This window comes from Mesorhizobium sp. M5C.F.Ca.IN.020.29.1.1, assembly GCF_003997375.1.
GTDB lineage: Bacteria > Pseudomonadota > Alphaproteobacteria > Rhizobiales > Rhizobiaceae > Mesorhizobium > Mesorhizobium wenxiniae.
The window spans coordinates 1-829 of the sequence record NZ_RZSW01001086.1; the positions used below are offsets into that span (position 1 = coordinate 1).

The 829-nt window shown below is 60.4% G+C and carries 1 protein-coding gene and 1 pseudogene; both read right to left on the minus strand.

The window, feature by feature from the left end; translation table 11 throughout:
- Positions 1–322: pseudogene (locus tag EOA85_RS36375) on the minus strand (phosphoribosyltransferase); the annotation flags it as partial.
- Positions 323–495: 173 nt separating this feature from the next.
- On the minus strand, positions 496–829 hold a 334-nt coding region (locus EOA85_RS37960), incomplete at its 5' end, for a hypothetical protein (protein WP_206523503.1).

Here is an 829-nt window from a genome sequence, read left to right on the forward strand (position 1 = left end):
GTTGCCGCCGTTTCTCTGCCTCGACGTAATCGTCTGACGGTTGGACCAAAGCCATCGCCTCCTCGTTGAGGACGAGCTGCGGATTCTCCCCGTCGACGACCGCGCCGATGCCATATTCGGAATGGCCCGGCGCGCCGATCTTGCGTACAAGCAGCACGTCGAGCCGGGCACGGAGTGCCTTCGCCACTTCGAAGCCAACCGGCACTCCGCCGCGTGGCAGCGCCAGTACCAGTGGATCGGTTGCCGCGAACCCGGTCAAAGCGGCGGCAAGCTGGCGCCCCGCCTCCGTTCGATCCCTGAATTTCGGCGCGTCAAAAATCATTGGCTTCACCTTTGCAAGGGCGAGACCTGGCATCGCTGGGTCGCTACTCGTGCCAAGATGTTCGCGGTCTGCAGCGTCTTGCCGAAAACCTCCGGACCGGTTGCACTCATCGTCGCTTCCTCGCCCAAATTCACCTTGCTGGCGAAACGGCGATCGGAGGCAATTGTTTCGTTTCACCTTGATAAAAATTGCCGCGGTCGTCGCGAGGCCGCATCTATCAGGCCCCCTTGCGTTCGCGGGATTTCCGCAACCTGTCGGAATCGGCCATTTTCCACGACATTGAGCGCCGTGACGACGGCCAGGTTGTCGCCTTTTTCGTCCCACTGCACGGGATCGCTATAAGCAATGCCTTTGAAGCGGAGCTTCCGCATCGCAGTCAGAACGTCGCGCCGGCTCGGATTTCCCTTGGTTTCAGTGATCGCGTCCCTGATTGCGGCGATCAGCACGCGGACTGAATCGTAGGAATTCACCGCATAGTTGCCGATTGGTCCGAACAGCGTCGCATAG